This window comes from Paenibacillus sp. ALJ109b, assembly GCF_010747435.1.
GTDB classification, from domain to species: domain Bacteria; phylum Bacillota; class Bacilli; order Paenibacillales; family Paenibacillaceae; genus Paenibacillus; species Paenibacillus taichungensis.
Genome location: NZ_JAAIFP010000031.1, coordinates 41,564 through 59,535, shown reverse-complemented (window position 1 = coordinate 59,535; position 17,972 = coordinate 41,564). Strand labels below are relative to the sequence as shown.

Genomic DNA, 17,972 nt, shown 5'->3' with positions numbered 1-17,972 from the left:
AAGGTTCGTCCGAGGTTGGTATTGTTTATAGGTGTAAACTATCAATGAAATAGAATTTATATATTTAAATAATAAACCATCTTGTGACACAATGAAGATATCAATCATGAAAGCGATGGTGGTATCCATGCAATCGATTAATCAATGGCAAGCGGATGAGTATGACAACAAACTTGGCTTTGTTTCTGGTTACGGTAAAAGTTTAATCTCATGGCTTCAACCTCAAAAAGGGGAGTATATCCTTGACTTGGGATGTGGAACGGGGGATTTGACGTACGAAATCTCTGTAGCGCAGGCTGAGGTAGTTGGCATGGATGCATCACCGGACATGATTCGCCGTGCAAAAGAGAAGTTTCCAGATATCGAGTTCATGGAGGGTGACGGACATCAGTTTGCGACGAACAAGCTCTATGATGCCGTCTTTTCCAATGCAGCTCTGCATTGGATGCGAAGTCCTCGACTTGTAGTGGATAGTGTATGGAAGTCTTTGGAGCCTGGAGGACGTTTTGTGGTGGAGTTCGGTGGCAAAGGCAATGTACAGATCATTGTAGATGCATTAGAAGAAGTGTTTGAACGACACACTGGCATTCGTGGATCAGAGCGAAACCCTTGGTATTTCCCGACGATCGGGCAATATAGCAACATTCTCGAACAATGTGGATTTTTGGTGCGACAGGCCTATCACTATGACCGTCCTACCAGATTGGCGGATGGTGAACAGGGTATAGAGGGCTGGTTGGCTCATTTTGGAGGGGACTATTTTGAAGGTTTGAGTCAGGAGCAAATTCAGAAGATCTGTCGTGAAACTAGCCAAATCGTTGTGCCGAAGCTCTGGAAAGAAGATGCAATCTATGCCGATTATAAGCGTCTTCGAATTGAAGCAGTGAAGCCGGGAAGTTAAATAAGCAAAAGATGTGTCACTGTTAAATGAATTAATAAAATATTTTTCATGAATCCATCGATCACATATAGGCTGGGAATCTCTTTCGGAATGAAGAGGCTCTTGGCCTTTTTTCCTATGTTGTATTTAAAAATTGAATTATTCAATCGACAAATAAATACAATTCCACATTTTTCTCTTACTCAAGAACCATATAAGTAATTTTTATATCATATTTGTAATTATTTAGAAGGTGAATGTGCTATTTTAGTAGAATAATTTACCAAGGGTCAATCTACTTGCAGATAGGGCGGTGAGTTGTCACAGGTATTGCAGTACTTGTCATTGCAGGACCCAAGATTGGTGAGGTACTTTCATATTGAGAAGGAGGGGCATAGCCTTGAATAAACGATTGATATCCATATTGTTAAGTATCCTAATGACTTTTTCTATCATTATGCCAGCGGCCGGAGCCGCTCCTGTAGGTGTTCAGCTTGAGAACTCGCTAAGCAAGGCCGAAGCCAAACAATGGCGAGAAATTCTTGCCCAGCGGGAAGGCAAGCTTGCAGCAGATCCATTTTTGGACAAGAGCCTGGAAGGTCTTGGAGGGGAGAAAACAAGAGTAATTGTTGAGCTCTCCAATAAACCAGTTGCTGTTGCGCAAGGCGAATCTACCCTCTCTGGAAAATCTTTTACCTCCTCTATGGAAACAAAGGCTGTGAATCAAGTCGAGCAACAACAACAGTCATTTGTACATAGCCTCACTCAGAATAAAATCAAACACGAAGTATTGGAAAATTACGCATATGCTCTGAATGGTGTAGCCATTGAACTTAAGGGCAACCAATTGGGGCAATTGCTTCGCATACCAGGCGTTGTCAGTGTATACCCTGACCTTGAAATTAACGTAGCCCCGGAAACAGATGAAGTGAATCCTTATATGAAAGATACCGCACCATTTATTGGCGCCCCTGAAGTATGGAATCTGGGATACAAAGGAAAAGGCGTCAAAGTTGGAGTTATTGATACAGGAATCGATTATGAACATCCTAATTTGCAAGACGCCTACAAAGGTGGATGGGATTTCGTTGAAAATGACAATGATCCTTATGAGACAACACGTGAAGAATGGAAAGTATCTGGCGCACCTGAATTTAATGCCAATGGAAGCGCCTATTACACATCCCACGGTACTCACGTAGCCGGTACCATTGCTGCTCGTGAAGCAGGGGACTACGGCATTGTCGGGGTTGCTCCTGAAGCCGATGTCTATGCATATCGTGTTCTTGGGCCCTACGGAAGTGGTCAAACTTCATGGGTGCTTGGTGGAATTGACCGTTCCGTTGCCGATGGCATGGACGTAATCAATCTCTCGTTGGGTAACGTTGCCAATGATCCAAGTTATATCACTTCAGTTGCACTTAATAATGCCATGCTGTCTGGCGTGACTGCAGTTGTGGCAAGTGGTAATGATGGTCCGAATCGTTATACATTAGGTTCTCCAGGAGCATCGGCTATGGCAATCACTGTAGGTAACTCCACGGGGCCTAGCCAAAGCATTACAGCCAACACTCATTTCTGGATTGGTGAGGAAGGTGAAGGTACGCTTCCTGAAGAACAACCTGTCCCTGAAGTTGAGCCGTCTCCTGAACTGGGAACAGCACCGGGTGCTGATACTCCTGAAGTTCCGGCTCAAGGTGAACCATCCACCACAACGGAAGATGTGACCGGTGAGGTAGCTCCATCAACAAACGAAGCTGCATTGTCTGAATCAGCATCTGACGATGATACAGCTTTAGATGTGGAAGCCAGCCAATCAGAAGAGGGTATTCAGCCAGCCTCGCCTTCGGCACCAGTCGAAACCTCTCCGGAGGTTGCACTTGTGAAAGAAGAGCCTGCGATTGCTCCAACTGAAACGGAGCAAAATCCATTGGCTGTTACTGAGTCGGTGTACCGACTTGATGTAATGGGCTGGAGTCTTTCAGCAGATCCCGAATCGGTTTTGACGGAACAATATGATCTTGTATTTGCAGGATTGGGTAAACCGACCGATTTTGAAGGCAAGGATTTTACAGGCAAAGTGGCTTTTGTACAGCGCGGTGAGCTGGCATTTGTAGAGAAAGTAGCCAACGCCAAAGCTGCTGGTGCAGTTGCTATTATCGTATATAACAATATTCCAGGCCCGATCGGTGTGAGTTTGGGAGATAATTTTGAACTTATTCCAACCTTGAGCATGTCGAAGGAGGATGGAGAAAGTATCAAGGCTGAGCTGGATGCCGGTCAAAGCGTTGAAGTGAGCTTCAGTGACTTCGTTAAAGGTCAAACGGCTGGCGATGAAATGAATCCATCCAGCTCCCGCGGACCAGCCAAGGTGACTCTGGATATCAAACCGGATATAGTTGCACCGGGTACCAGCATTCTGTCTACTGTTCCTGCCTATGGCAAGGACGAGCCTGAAGCAGATTATTCACAGGCTTATGATCGTAAATCAGGTACAAGTATGGCCACACCTCATGTTGCCGGACTAGTTGCCCTATTGATTGAGAAGCACAGTGACTGGACACCATTTGATATTAAAGTAGCACTCATGAACAATGGTAAAGTGCTCGACACAACCAATTACGATGTGTTTGATCAAGGTGCAGGACGTATTCAAGCAGTGAAAACGATTGATCCTGCTGCATTTGTTAAAGTATTGGATGTAACGAAATATACAGAGAATGGCGTGGCTGTCGAGAAACCAAATGTTACAGGTAGTGTCAATTTTGGCAACTTCCTCAGCACGGACGAAAAAAACGTCAGCAAAACGATCAAAGTGGAGTCGCTGAATGGCAGCGGTGGAAACTACACTGTAAGCGTGAATCCAACACGTACTATCCCTGGTGTATCCGTTGCGGTGGACAAGAGCTCTTTTACACTGAATGGTGAGGAAGAGTTACAGGTTACTATTACAGTTCCAAAAGGTGTTACTGCGGTAGCAGAAGCGCAAGGATACCTTCAGTTGTCTAATGGAACGGACACATTTAGTGTTCCATATGTCGCACATTTCAATCTTACATTGGCAGGCGTTAAATACATTGAGACTGTGAAAGGTACAGAAAAGAACCCGTTCCATTATCCATTGAAGTCTGATGGTACGTTGGATAAACTCAATGTAGCTATGGAATTCTACAATCCTATGAATTTTGCCCTTATTGAGATCTTTGATGGCCTTAACCCGGATGGGGGCTATTATGGAGATGGATATATTGGATCTATTTTTGGAAACTACTATAGTTTCGCTGCTAACACAAGATATAATCTGGAGTGGGATGGACAGTATGCAGACTACACTACCGACGAGGTAACAAATATTCCAGATGGTCTTTATACGGTTGACATCACTACAATCGGTGTTGATGGCAAAACGTATATCGAAGATACTTCTCCATTTTTGGTGAAAAAAGCAGCGCCTGTTGTAACAGCACCAGATAAGTTGGAAGTGGTGCAGGCGGACAAAGAAGCTTTGACAGGTAATGTTGATGATCTTTATATCGTAGCCGCTCCAGCGCTAAAAAATGGATGGGATACTGAACTTGATGTAACAGCTTCATTGAAGGCTGGGTACACTGTGAAAGATACATCGAATAAGAAGATTGATGAAGGTGCCTTTGAAGTTGAAACAGACGGTTCATTCACTCTTAGACTCGGCAAGTTGTTAGCTGGGGAGTACATTGTGGAAATGTCTGTTGAGGACTTACAAGGTTTGACTGGAACAGCGTCTACATCACTTCTGGTGAAAAAAAATCCTGATCCGGAAGTTCCTAATCCTGGTACACCATCACCGGGCTCTGGTTCAGGGTCTTCAGGCGGATCGAGTTCTTCCAATTCTTCTCCATCACCTGCACCAACGCCTACAATTAAAGGTGACGCATCTATATCTGAAAAGAAAAACGCTGACGGAACTACACAAGCTACAGCAGCGATTTCCGAAACGGTAATCAATACACAGTTGCAGGATGATAAGAGGGAAATCAAGCTGGATTTATCAAGTGTTGAGTTTGACAAATATAGTCTAGTAGATCTGACAATCAGTAAGGCCACTGCATATAAAATTCAAGCCTCAGGTAAAAATCTGATTATTGAGGGCAAAACGTTCAATGTGAATATTCCTGCTGCTTCTTTAACGGATTACGTCACAGATACAGGATTTAGCTTGAAGTTGCATGTTGCAGAAGGTAAGGATAGCAAACAAAACGAGAACATTGTTTCTCAAATTGTGTCTATTGATCTTGATGCTGACAAATTCAAGCACAATATTGGACTTACTTTGAAGTATGATGTGAAGTCTGTAAAAGACGTACGTAAAGTTATTGCTTATCATCAGACAACAACAGATACTTGGCAGCCTGCATCTTTGTCCAATGCGTCTCAAAAAGGACAATTGGAATTCAATGTAACACAACCAGGTTCTTATGTTGTTGTAGAAAATGCTGTAACTTTTGGAGACATCAACAGCCACTGGGCTAAAGATGAAATCGAAGTTATAGCCTCTCAACAAATTGCTAAAGGTATTAGTGCTAGCACATTCTCACCGAATAGTACCATTACTCATGCAGAATTTGCGACGTTGCTAGATCGTATTTTCGAAACGGGAATCGATTGGGAAACACGTAGTAAAGAAGCGAATGCGCAGGACCAATTGACACGCGAAAATATGGTTTTGATGATTGCAGATGCTTTGGAAATAAAACAAGGAGTAACATCCATTGGATTCAAAGATGAAGATCAAATTTCAGATGGAGCGAAATCAGCTGTTCATTTTGCTGTAGAGAATGGTTTGGTAAAAGGTATGTCTGGCAACAAGTTTGCTCCAAAAGCTACATCAACTCGTGCTCAAGTATCTGTCGTTCTATACCGTCTACTTGAATATCTGGATAAGCTTTAATAACTATTCTGATCACAGTGTGAGTTTATCAAAAAAAGAGACCTTTCCATTAGAAAGGTCTCTTTGCTTATATAATGGAAGGGCCTATTCATCATGAACCAATCAAACGGTTGGCACTTGCTTTCAATCCCATGAAAAGTAACAGAACAGCAAGTGTAACTTGCAAAAGCAATGGAAGGGTCCATCCTTGTGTCCAATCATGAAGCACCCCGAACAGCAACGGCCCGACGGCTGCCAGCATATACCCAAAGGATTGAGCCATACCTGAAAGTCCCGCAGCCTGTCTTGCATCAGACGTACGCAGTACAAAAAACATGGTTACAAGTCCGAACGAAGCCCCGGCTCCAACGCCGGCCAAAGCAACACCGACGGTTACGAGAGAGGAGATGCCGCTCAAAAGGAATGCGTACCCCAGAATCAGACATGAACCTGTAATTGCTGTCAGCCCACGTTGATCTTTCATTCGTCCAGCCAGAATGGGAACGATGAACGTTACCGGAACACTAACCATTTGCATCAGGGATAACATCCAGCCCGCTGAAGAGGAACTGAAACCCTGATCAGATAGAACCTCTGGCAGCCAGGTAATTGTAGTGTAAAAAATTAAAGATTGCAGTCCCATGAACAATGTGACATACCAGGCTAAGGAAGATGTAATAAGGCGAACCGGCTTCGCTTCCGTTTTCGAAGCCACGTAAACTTCGCCGCGACGTCCAGAACGGACGTGAGGCAGCCAGAGAATGAGGGCCAAAATGGACAGTATAGCCCACATGCCGAGTGAAGCATGCCAACCCATGGAGGTTAAGCCTGCCGCAGGAACGCTGATTCCTGAGGCGATAGCGCCCCATATATTCATGGACACAGAATAAAGTCCGGTAACGAGCCCCACTCGCAATGGGAAATCCCTTTTGATTAGACTGGGCAGCAATACGTTGCTCAGGGCAATGCCACATCCAAGGATCGCTGTTCCTGCAAAGAGAACGGGTACAGAGGGCATAAACCGGAGGGATACGCCTATGGTCACGAGGATTATGGCAGTTAACAGAGCGGTTTCTAGTCCGAATCTTCGCGCCAATTGTGGAGCGAACGGAGAGATTGCCGCGAAGGCAAGCAAAGGAAGAGAGGTGAGTAAGCCTGCCAATGTATGACTTATTCCTGTATCTGTACGGATCAGTTCCACAATGGGACCTGTTGCCGTAATAGGTGAACGCATTGTTGCTGCGATAACGATAATGCCTGCCAGCAAGAGCCCAAGTTTCATGGATGCTGACGATGAATTATCGACTGCAGAGCGGTCAGGTGAGTTTTGACGTAAAGATGATGGCATGGTAAATCTCCTATAGTTTATTTGTCTAATATGTATACTTTGATACATACATATACATAAACAAGCATAACATCCCGTGTCAACATCAGCCGATTAACGTATTCAATCATCCCCAGAACGCAAAAAAAAGCTTCCCGAAGGAAGCTTTTCTTTAATTACGTCCCAGGAGGGATACTCTCCTTGCAGTCGAGACTGCGAAGTAATCCTACCGAAGTTTATGCTCCGACGAACCATCGGGGTTTTCATCCCCAGAACGCAAAAAAAAGCTTCCCGAAGGAAGCTTTCTTTAATTACGTCCCAGGAGGGATTCGAACCCCCGACCGACGCCTTAGAAGGGCGTTGCTCTATCCAGCTGAGCTACTGAGACATGAAATTTTTCAAGCAAAATTGATTTTATCATAAATAATGATGAATATCAAACATTTTATTATAATATATTTTTCGTATATGATATTTGGCGGCGGTAACGTTTTTTTCATTATAATTAAGGTTATGTTAGAATATCAGAAGAACTCAAAAAATAGATCGACTTTCGTTTAATATACATCTATTTATGGTTGATTGCGACTGGAGATTCAGGATACAGAGGAGGTGCTCCTATTAAGGAATCCACGACCCCGGAAACCGAGCACAGTAACAATATCGTGCTGTTTCCTAAGACGCTGGACTATTACCAGATTCAATTGACGGTTATGCTAGAAAATGAACGATATGGTGAAGCGATGGACCTGCTTCGCTTTTTGCTGCAATGCCAAGGGCAGGAAGAACGGCATTACGACGAATGGCGAGCCCTGCTCGAATGGCTTGAAGCTGCATTCCCTCATTATGGGGAAGATTTACCCGAGGTTCGTGAAGAGCGTGAGGAAGAGGAAATCAGCGAAGAGGACATGGCACGTCAACATGCCCGATCCAAGCTTGAGCAGGATGACGGCTATGCGGATAAACTTCTTCGTACCGTGATGGAGGAACCTTTATCTGAACAAACGATGCTGGCGCTGGAGCAGCTTGCATATCTCGATCGGCCAGAAATTGATGATTCGCTTACCGGTTGGCTCAAAGACAAGACACTGCATCCTTTACTTCAGTTCCGTGTGCTTCAGACATTACGACGCCGAGGTGTTCAAGGCATTATTGCGTTTACTCGTGGGGAAGAGCCGGTTGAAGTGGAGATTGATACAGTTCCGCTGAGACCTGAGGATTTCCCGATTCAGATCGTTCAGATTCTTGAAAGGGTAGCAGATCAGACGGAGGTTCATGAACCTACGCTCTTTTATTTTGCACAAGAACTGTGGATTCAATATGTCATGGCCGTGTACGGAACCCGTGATTACCTGTCCATGCTGGAAGAAAATGATTCCATGACAGATATATGGGCAGCTGCTCTACATATGACCGTTGCAGACAGTCTGGGCGGTTCGCATGACGAGGAAGATACTCGCTCAATGTATGCTGTGACAGGGGCGATGCGCTTTCGTCTGGAGCAAGCATATCGATCGATGAAGCAGTTTGTTTCTGCCGGTTTGGATGGTCAATAGGACCCGGAAACGTTTTCCTCAAACCGTATCAAGGGATTCCCCTTGAAAAAGAATCTAATCTTGTTTATACTAAAATGGTTATTTTGTACGTGATTGCCTACGTGAACATGCGAATTTTGGAGGGGAAAGTATACAATGAAAGCAACTTGGGAAAAGATAGAGAAGAACCTTGGGGTTCTTGAGGTTGAAGTGGGTGCAGATCGTGTAACTGCAGCACTCGACAAAGCTTTTAATAAAGTAGTTAAACAAGCAAACGTACCTGGATTCCGTAAAGGTAAAGTTCCACGTTCGATCTTCGAAGCTCGTTTTGGTGTGGAAAGCTTGTATCAAGAAGCAATTGACATTTTGCTTCCTGAAGCTTACACAGAAGCAATCGACCAAACGGATATCTTCCCGGTTGATCGTCCTGACGTAGATGTCGAGCAATTCGCTAAAGGACAAGTATTCAAGTTCAAAGCGAAAGTAACCGTTAAACCTGAAGTTACACTGGGTGACTACAAAGGCGTTGAAGTTGCTGTAGCCAAACATGAAGTAACGGATGTAGAAGTGACTGAAGAGCTCGAGCGTCTTCAACAACGTCACGCAGAACTCGTTGTTATCGACGAAGGTGCTGCACAAAACGGCGACGTTGCTGTAATCGACTTTGACGGTTCCGTTGATGGTGTACCGTTCGAAGGCGGACAAGCTGAGCGTTATTCCCTGGAACTTGGTTCCAACACATTCATCCCAGGATTTGAAGAGCAGGTTGTGGGTCTTTCCACAGGCGACTTCAAAGACGTTGAAGTAACTTTCCCAGAGAGCTACCATGCAGCTGAACTGGCTGGCAAAAAAGCGGTATTCAAAGTGAAAGTACATGAAATCAAACGTAAACAACTTCCTGAACTGGACGACGAGTTTGCAAAAGATGTTAGCGAATTCGATACGCTTGAAGAGTACAAAGCTGACCTGAAAACGCAATTGGAATCCCGCAAAGCAGATGAAGCCAAAGCAGCTCAAGAAAATGCTGTTGTAGAAAAAGTGGCTGAAAATGCTGAAGTGGATATTCCTTCTGCAATGATTGACAGCGAAGTACAAAACATGATGCGTGATTTCGACAACCGTCTGCGCAACCAAGGTATGAACCTGGAAATGTTCCTGAGCTTCTCCGGTCAAACACAAGCTGACCTGAGAGGACAAATGCAGGAAGATGCTTCCAAACGTGTTCGTAACAACTTGGTTCTTGAAGCAGTTGGTAAAGCGGAAAACATCGAAGTGTCTGACGAAGAAGTTAACCAAGAACTCGAAAAAATGGCTGAGTCTTACAAGCGTCCTGCTGAAGAGATTCGTGGCATTCTCGAGGGTAATGGTTCCCTGGACAGCCTTCGTGACGAAGTGAAACTGCGTAAAACGATCGATGTTCTCGTTGAGAACAGCAAAGTCGTTGAAGCTGTTGAAGCTCCAGCTGCAGAAGCTGACGAAAAATAAGACAAGCTGTTATGTAATGAACAGCTGAATAAACGATAAGGCACGTGAATCATTGCGTGCCTTATTTTTAAATTATGGCATCCATTTTATAGAGGATTCAGTAATAATATGGATGGGATTCGTTGTGACATTGGTTATGCACATTCAACGTCCTATGGTTCTCCTGCAAATAAAAAAAGGTGAAACGGCATAGGATTGCTCCGATTTGCACATACATAGAAAACATGGTTAAATATGATCAGGCAAAAAAGTAAACTCACTCTGTCTTGACACCACTTGTGAAAAATGACATTGTCACAGGAACGTGTTAGAATGAATTTGGGTTTGCTTTACAGGTAGCCTATGTCTAATTACATGTAGAAAAGAGGTTGGTCTCATGAGTCTGGTGCCAATGGTTGTTGAACAAACCAATCGAGGCGAGCGGTCTTACGATATATATTCGCGTTTGCTGAAGGATCGCATTATCTTTTTAACCAGTGCGATTGATGACGATGTAGCCAATCTTGTCATAGCGCAGCTTTTGTTTTTGGCAGCCGACGATCCTGAGAAGGATATCAGCTTGTACATTAATTCACCTGGTGGTTCTGTCACCGCAGGGATGGGTATATACGATACGATGCAATATATCAAGCCGGATGTATCGACCATTTGCGTAGGTATGGCAGCAAGCATGGGCTCGTTATTGCTGACAGCCGGTGCTCCTGGCAAACGATATGCGCTGACTAACAGCGAAGTGATGATTCATCAGCCGCTTGGCGGCGTTCAAGGACAGGCTGCGGATATCAAAATTCACGCAGAATGGATTATTAAAACACGTCAGAAACTGAATCAAATATACGTCGATCGTACAGGTCAACCCCTTGAGAAAATCGAGCGGGATACAGACCGTGACTTTTTCATGAGTGCTGAAGAAGCCAAAACGTACGGCATTATTGACCAGGTGCTCAGCAGACCGATCAATTCCTAAAGGGGTGGTTTCATGTTTAAATTTAACGATGAGAAAGGGCAATTGAAATGCTCTTTTTGCGGTAAATCTCAGGAACAGGTGCGCAAGCTGGTCGCTGGACCGGGCGTTTACATTTGTGATGAATGTATCGAACTGTGCACTGAAATCGTAGAGGAAGAGCTCGGTCATGACGAAGAACTGGACCTCAAAGATATTCCAAAACCGAAAGAAATCCGCGACATCCTTGACCAGTACGTCATCGGACAGGATCAGGCGAAGAAGTCTTTGTCTGTAGCGGTTTACAATCACTATAAACGGATCAACACACAAAGCAAGATTGAGGACGTTGAATTGCAAAAAAGTAACATTTTGCTGTTAGGACCTACGGGTTCTGGTAAAACGTTGCTTGCGCAAACGATGGCCAAAATCCTTAATGTTCCTTTTGCTATTGCTGATGCAACTTCATTGACGGAAGCAGGTTATGTCGGCGAAGATGTAGAGAACATTCTGCTCAAGCTGATTCAAGCTGCTGATTATGATGTGGAAAAAGCAGAGCGCGGCATTATTTATATCGATGAAATTGATAAAGTAGCGCGTAAATCCGAGAACCCATCCATTACACGTGATGTATCGGGTGAAGGTGTTCAACAAGCGCTCCTGAAAATTCTGGAAGGAACTGTAGCTTCTGTACCGCCACAAGGTGGTCGTAAGCATCCACATCAGGAATTCATCCAGATTGATACCACCAACATCTTGTTTATTTGTGGCGGTGCCTTCGATGGTCTCGAGCAAATGATCAAACGCCGGATCGGTAAAAAAGTCATCGGCTTTAACACCGTTGCGGAACAAAAAGATCTTAAACCAGGTGAATATCTGGGTATGGTATTGCCGGAAGACTTGCTGAAATTCGGTCTGATTCCGGAGTTTGTAGGCCGTTTGCCAGTTATCTCCACTTTGGAGCCGCTGGACGAAGATACACTGGTACGGATTTTGTCCGAGCCAAAAAATGCGCTTACGAAACAATACCAAAAATTGCTTGAACTGGATAATGTAAATCTGGTGTTTGAACCAGGAGCATTACTGGCGATTGCGAAGGAAGCCATTAAACGAAACACGGGTGCACGTGGTCTGCGCGCAATCATCGAGGGCATTATGCTTGAGATTATGTACGAAGTACCTTCCCGTGATGATGTTACGAACTGTGTCATTACCGAAGAAGTCGTTGAGAAGAGAGTCGTGCCTGAACTAAGCCAATCCAAGGACGACAAGCAGGAAGAAAGTGCCTAACTAAAGGTTAATATTCCGTTTCAACACTGAAATATAGACTTGTCAGTTCTCCACTCCTGGCAGAAGGCGAATTCATGTCTCTGTCAGGGTGGAGCTTTGACGTTGTGGGGAGAGAAATCACTCATGTTTTTAAGACAAGATACACGACCCGTAAAAGTGGGTAACTTAACGATTGGTGGCAGCAACGAAGTCATCATCCAGAGCATGTGTACAACGAAAACGGCAGACGTTGAGGCGACCGTGGCAGAGATTTTGCGTTTGGAAGAAGCAGGCTGTCAAGTGGTGCGTGTAACGGTGAACAATGAGGAAGCTGCAGCAGCCATCAAGGAAATCAAAAAACGGATTAATATCCCGCTCGTAGCGGACATCCATTTTAATTATAAACTGGCGCTCCTTGCGATTGAGAACGGCATCGATAAAGTACGGATTAATCCCGGCAATATCGGTAAACGTGCAAAAGTAGAGGAAGTCGTGAAAGCTTGTAAAGAGAAGGGTATTCCGATTCGAATCGGGGTAAACGCAGGATCTCTGGAAAACCATTTGCTTGAGAAATATGGTTACCCAACAGCTGATGCTATGGTAGAAAGTGCACTTTATCACATTGGTATTCTGGAAGAACTTGATTTCCATGATATCATCGTGTCTCTCAAAGCATCGGATGTGCCGATGGCGATTGAGGCGTATACCAAAGCAGCTCAAATCATTCCGTATCCGTTGCATCTGGGCATTACCGAGGCGGGTACGTTGTTCTCTGGTACAATCAAAAGTTCTGCCGGTATGGGTGCCTTGTTATCGATGGGTATTGGTTCGACGATGCGGATATCGCTTAGTGCAGACCCGGTTGAGGAAATCAAGGTCGCTCGTGACCTGCTCAAAACCTTTGGTCTAATTTCCAATGCAGCTACGCTGATTTCCTGTCCTACCTGTGGGCGTTTGGATATCGATCTGTTCTCCATTGCGAATGAAGTGGAAGAGTATATCTCCAAACTCAAGGTGCCGATCAAAGTATCGGTGTTGGGTTGTGCCGTTAACGGTCCGGGTGAAGCCAAGGAAGCGGATATCGGTATTGCCGGTGCACGTGGAGAAGGCTTGTTGTTCCGTCATGGTAAAATGATCCGTAAAGTTCCGGAAGAAATCATGGTTGAGGAATTGAAAAAAGAGATCGACAAAATCGTGGAGTCCTATGAAACGACAGGCGTTATTCCTGGCCGCTCGCACTGATTGATTTATATATCGTTATGTAACAGTCCGTCATCATTGACGGGCTGTTTTTTGTTCTCAAACATACAATTTCCCGATCACCCGTTTACGTCTCGGTGAAAAGGCTATACTACCAAGTATTAGCATGATCTCATATGAGAATAGGGATAGAACAGGAGGATGTTGAGACATGGAATTTGGTATGGTCATAATGATGATTCAGTTATTTTTTGGTGTGGTGATCGGTTTGTATTTCTGGAATTTGCTTCGTGGGCAGAAAACGAATCGCGGTGCGGTTGAGCGTGAATCCCGCAAGGAACTGGAGAAGCTGCGGAAGTTGCGCTCCATTTCACTCACCAAGCCCCTGTCAGAGAAGACACGTCCGGCAACCATTAATGACATTGTAGGGCAAAAAGACGGACTTCGCGCCCTTAAAGCCGCACTATGCAGTGCTAATCCTCAGCATGTCATTATATATGGACCTCCAGGGGTAGGTAAAACAGCTGCGGCAAGGGTGGTTTTGGAAGAAGCCAAAAAGAATCCGTCATCTCCCTTCAAGGCCGATGCCAAATTCACGGAACTCGACGCCACAACGGCGCGTTTTGATGAACGGGGTATTGCTGACCCTTTGATTGGTTCAGTGCATGATCCGATCTATCAGGGAGCAGGAGCGATGGGCGTAGCTGGTATTCCTCAGCCGAAACCCGGTGCCGTTACGAAAGCGCATGGAGGGATGCTTTTTATTGATGAGATTGGTGAATTGCATTCCATCCAGATGAATAAACTGCTGAAAGTGTTGGAGGACCGCAAGGTCTTTTTGGAAAGTGCGTACTATAACTCGGAAGACACGCATACTCCTGCTTATATCCACGATATTTTTCAAAATGGTCTGCCAGCCGATTTTCGTCTTGTCGGAGCGACGACTCGTTCGCCCCATGAACTGCCTCCAGCCTTGCGCTCGCGGTGCATGGAGGTCTATTTCCGTCCATTGCTGCCCGAAGAGATTGGGCAAATCGCAGAAGATGCTGTTCAGAAAATCGGATTCAGTCCGTGTCCAGAAGCAGTGGATGTGGTTAAGCGCTATGCAACCAATGGTCGTGAAGCGGTGAATATCATTCAGCTCGCTGCTGGGCTGGCATTGACTGAAAAACGTGAAACGCTGCAGGCTTCGGATGTGGAATGGGTCGCTGGCAGCAGCCAAATTCAGCCCCGGCCAGATCGCAAGGTGCCTTTGCGGCCGCAGATCGGTTTTGTGAATGGCTTGGCCGTATATGGACCGAATATGGGCACCATTCTGGAGATCGAAGTATCCGCTGTTCCGGCTCTTCGAGATCAGGGACGAATTAACATCACGGGAGTTGTGGATGAAGAAGAGATTGGAGGCGGTTCGCGCACGCTCCGGCGAAAAAGCATGGCTAAAGGCTCGGTTGAAAATGTGTTAACCGTATTAAAGGCCATGGGTATTCGTCCTAACGATTATGATTTACACGTCAACTTCCCAGGTGGAACGCCAATTGATGGACCATCTGCAGGAATTGCTATGGCGACAGCCATTACATCAGCCATCCAAGGGCGTCCGATTGACCATGAGACAGCGATGACTGGCGAGATCAGTATTCATGGGCGGGTAAAACCGATCGGCGGCGTACTTGCCAAAGTGGAGGCTGCATTCCAGGCGGGTGCGAAGACTGTCATTATTCCGGCAGAGAACTGGCAGTCCATCTTTGAAAATCTGGATGGCTTACGTGTTATCCCGGTCGATACTGTTGAAGACGTATTCCGAGAAGTATTTGACTGGGTGCCTAATGAGGAGCAAGCCAAACAAATCAACCTTGCGGAGGAGACAGCGACACCTGCACCGGAGATTTTCCCACCGGCATCCGCATCCTATTTACGTGCTGACTTGCCCCGTCCAGGACAGGTTACAGATTCGGGAAGCTGCTAAGCGCTTCCCTTCATTGGTTTTTTATGTGAACATTTGATAGAATAATGAATGACTACAACCTGAGAGCCATTGGAGGTGCGAAAGCGATGGGACCGAGCAAAGCGAAAGGTCGTCGTTTTCCTTTACTGCCTTTAAGAGGACTTCTCGTCTACCCGAGTATGGTACTGCATCTCGATGTGGGCCGGGAGAAATCGGTCAAGGCTTTAGAAAAAGCGATGGTAGAAGAACATTTGATTCTCCTATGTTCCCAAGCCGAGGTAAATATTGAAGAACCAACACAAGAGGACATTTTCAGAATCGGAACCGTTGCCAAGGTCAGACAGATGCTGAAGCTTCCAAACGGGACGATTCGTGTACTTGTGGAAGGCTTGGAACGGGCTGAAATCATTGAATATACGGACAACGAGGAATACTATGAGGTTCTGGCTCAAGAGCTTCCTGAAGAGGAGAACAGTCATCCAGAAACGGATGCGCTGATGCGTACAGTTCTGAACCAGTTCGAAAATTATATTAATCTGTCCAAAAAGGTTACACCTGAGACACTTGCGGCTGTGTCCGATATTGAAGAACCAGGTCGTTTGGCCGATGTTATTACCAGTCACCTGTCTTTGAAGATCAAGGACAAACAGGAGATTTTGGAGACCATCGATGTTCGTGAACGGCTGGAGAAGTTGCTGGACATCCTGAACAATGAGCGGGAAGTGCTGGAGCTTGAACGTAAGATCAGCCAGCGCGTGAAGAAACAGATGGAGAAAACCCAGAAAGAATATTATCTGCGTGAGCAGATGAAGGCGATTCAAAAAGAGCTGGGTGAGAAAGAAGGCCGTGCCGGGGAAGTTGAGGAACTCCGAAATCAAATGGAGGCTCTTGACTTGCCGGACAAGGTGAAGGAAAAGGTTGAGAAAGAAATTGATCGTCTGGAGAAAATGCCATCAAGTTCTGCCGAAGGCGGCGTTATCCGCAACTATGTGGATTGGCTACTGGGACTGCCTTGGACGCAGATGACAGCCGACGATCTGGATATTCAAAAGGCCGAAGATGTGCTAAATGCAGATCACTACGGTTTGGAAAAACCGAAAGAACGTGTGCTTGAATATCTGGCTGTTCAGAAGCTGGTGAAAAAGCTTAAAGGACCGATCCTCTGTCTGGTTGGACCTCCAGGGGTAGGGAAAACGTCACTTGCCCGCTCTATCGCCAGATCCCTTGGACGCGAATTCGTCAGAATATCGCTGGGTGGCGTGCGAGATGAAGCAGAAATTCGCGGTCATCGTCGCACCTATGTGGGTGCAATGCCAGGTCGTATCATTCAGGGCATGAAGACAGCGGGTTCACTCAATCCGGTGTTCCTGCTGGACGAGATCGATAAAATGGCTTCGGACTTCCGCGGAGACCCTTCCGCAGCGTTGCTCGAAGTTCTTGATCCCGAACAGAACAACACGTTCAGTGATCACTTTGTAGAGTTGCCGTTTGACTTATCTAACGTTATGTTTATTACAACTGCCAACACAGTGCATAACATTCCACGTCCGCTTCTGGACCGGATGGAAATGCTCAATATTCCGGGGTATACCGAGCTGGAGAAGCTGCAAATCGCCAAAAACTATTTGCTGCCGAAGCAGAAACAGGACCATGGCCTTGAAGAAGATCAGCTGAATATCGGGGATGACAGCTTGCTGCGTGTCATTCGTGAATATACACGAGAGTCCGGCGTACGGAATCTGGAACAGCAGATGGCTTCGTTGTGTCGGAAAGCGGCCAAAAACATCGTGTCTGGTGTAGAAGGTCAGATTAACATTACACCAGATGAAGTGAAGGATTACCTTGGTCCGGGTAAATTCCGCTATGGTATGGCCGAACTGGAAGATCAGATTGGTACGGTGACGGGACTGGCGTGGACTGAAGTGGGTGGAGATACCCTCGTGATCGAGGTTACTGTTGTACCTGGTACAGGCAAGCTGACGTTGACAGGTAAACTGGGCGATGTCATGAAGGAATCAGCTCAGGCTGCATTCAGCTACACACGATCCAAAGCTGCACAGCTTGGCATTCCGTCCGACTTCCACGAGAAGAACGATATCCATATCCACGTTCCGGAAGGAGCCATTCCGAAGGATGGACCATCTGCCGGAATTACGATGGCGACTGCGTTGATCTCTGCTCTAACAAACAAACATGTCTCCAAGGACATTGCCATGACTGGCGAAATAACGCTTCGTGGTCGTGTGTTGCCGATCGGCGGACTTAAGGAAAAATCACTGGCGGCTCACCGTGCTGGTTATAAAAAAATATTATTGCCCAAGGATAACGAACGGGACCTGCGGGATATTCCGGACAGCATCAAAGAAGATGTGGAATTTGTTCCTGTAGCCCATATGGATCAGGTGCTGCAACATGCGCTTGTGGAACAGGCAGGAATAAACCTGTAGTCCGTTAAACGAGGGATCGTATGAAGAGTAAACCG

10 protein-coding genes and 1 tRNA gene are annotated in these 17,972 nt (G+C 45.7%); 9 read left to right on the top strand and 2 right to left on the bottom strand.

The features are described 5' to 3' along the window. Positions 1–106 precede the first annotated feature (106 nt). Both G3352_RS26320 and G3352_RS31510 read left to right on the top strand, forming a co-directional pair. Positions 107–901 (top strand): class I SAM-dependent methyltransferase, encoded by a 795-nt coding sequence (locus tag G3352_RS26320; protein ID WP_240343229.1) that lies wholly within the window; start codon positions 107–109, stop codon positions 899–901. Between the two features lie 379 nt (positions 902–1,280). Continuing rightward, positions 1,281–5,807, top strand: coding sequence for a S8 family serine peptidase (locus G3352_RS31510; RefSeq protein ID WP_275898461.1), 4,527 nt, complete (start codon positions 1,281–1,283; stop codon positions 5,805–5,807). A 91-nt stretch (positions 5,808–5,898) separates the two neighbouring features. Here G3352_RS31510 and G3352_RS26310 read toward each other — a convergent pair whose 3' ends face one another. Further along, on the bottom strand, positions 5,899–7,134 hold the full coding sequence (locus G3352_RS26310; RefSeq protein ID WP_163761114.1) for a CynX/NimT family MFS transporter: 1,236 nt from the start codon (positions 7,132–7,134) through the stop codon (positions 5,899–5,901). Between the two features lie 293 nt (positions 7,135–7,427). Beyond that, positions 7,428–7,501: transfer RNA gene (locus G3352_RS26305), tRNA-Arg, on the bottom strand. Between the two features lie 190 nt (positions 7,502–7,691). Between G3352_RS26305 and G3352_RS26300 the strand changes: the two genes are divergently transcribed. From G3352_RS26300 to lon, 7 genes are all read left to right on the top strand, one after another. Next, positions 7,692–8,669: a hypothetical protein gene (locus G3352_RS26300; protein ID WP_375165357.1), complete on the top strand. Its 978-nt coding sequence runs from the start codon at positions 7,692–7,694 to the stop codon at positions 8,667–8,669. Between the two features lie 135 nt (positions 8,670–8,804). Then, the gene (gene tig / locus G3352_RS26295; protein WP_163761113.1) at positions 8,805–10,133 is read left to right on the top strand and encodes a trigger factor; all 1,329 of its coding nucleotides are present in this window, start codon (positions 8,805–8,807) and stop codon (positions 10,131–10,133) included. 376 nt (positions 10,134–10,509) lie between these two features. Beyond that, positions 10,510–11,100, top strand: coding sequence for an ATP-dependent Clp endopeptidase proteolytic subunit ClpP (gene clpP / locus G3352_RS26290; protein ID WP_024633993.1), 591 nt, complete (start codon positions 10,510–10,512; stop codon positions 11,098–11,100). A 12-nt stretch (positions 11,101–11,112) separates the two neighbouring features. Continuing rightward, positions 11,113–12,366: an ATP-dependent protease ATP-binding subunit ClpX gene (gene clpX, locus G3352_RS26285; RefSeq protein ID WP_063566713.1), complete on the top strand. Its 1,254-nt coding sequence runs from the start codon at positions 11,113–11,115 to the stop codon at positions 12,364–12,366. A 123-nt stretch (positions 12,367–12,489) separates the two neighbouring features. Next, the gene (gene ispG, locus G3352_RS26280) at positions 12,490–13,587 is read left to right on the top strand and encodes a flavodoxin-dependent (E)-4-hydroxy-3-methylbut-2-enyl-diphosphate synthase (RefSeq protein WP_076290795.1); all 1,098 of its coding nucleotides are present in this window, start codon (positions 12,490–12,492) and stop codon (positions 13,585–13,587) included. A gap of 169 nt (positions 13,588–13,756) precedes the next feature. Next, a complete protein-coding gene (gene lonB / locus G3352_RS26275; RefSeq protein WP_076290794.1) occupies positions 13,757–15,511 on the top strand; it encodes an ATP-dependent protease LonB in 1,755 nt (584 codons plus the stop codon). Between the two features lie 86 nt (positions 15,512–15,597). Beyond that, positions 15,598–17,937, top strand: coding sequence for an endopeptidase La (gene lon / locus G3352_RS26270; protein WP_163761112.1), 2,340 nt, complete (start codon positions 15,598–15,600; stop codon positions 17,935–17,937). Positions 17,938–17,972: the final 35 nt, after the last annotated feature.